Raw genomic sequence first — 292 nt, 5'->3', positions numbered from 1 at the left:
ACCGGCTTCCCCTACATGTATCCCTTCGACCAGCCGGCCTGCGACGACTACGACCCCATCCGCACCTTCAAGGAACCGACGGAAAGCCCCGTCGAGGGCCAGCCGGGCTACGATCCGGAGTACCCGCTCGTCATCACCACGGGACGCTTGCCCCACTTCCATCACGGCACCATGCGCCACGCGCCCCTCATCCGCGAGGTCATGCCCGCCCCCGAGCTGAAGATCAACCCCGAGACGGCGGCGGAATACGGCATCGAGCATCTGGACTGGGTGAAGATTACCTCGCGCCGCG

The 292-nt window shown here is 66.1% G+C and carries 1 protein-coding gene; it reads left to right on the top strand.

The window, feature by feature from the left end; all coding sequences use genetic code 11:
- Positions 1-292: molybdopterin dinucleotide binding domain-containing protein (locus tag NE591_RS15085; RefSeq protein WP_305145283.1), on the top strand; the 292-nt coding region annotated here is incomplete at both ends.

The sequence above is a fragment of the Adlercreutzia sp. DFI.6.23 genome (assembly GCF_024462535.1).
GTDB lineage: Bacteria > Actinomycetota > Coriobacteriia > Coriobacteriales > Eggerthellaceae > Adlercreutzia > Adlercreutzia rubneri.
This window is presented reverse-complemented; position numbering and strand designations above follow the sequence as displayed.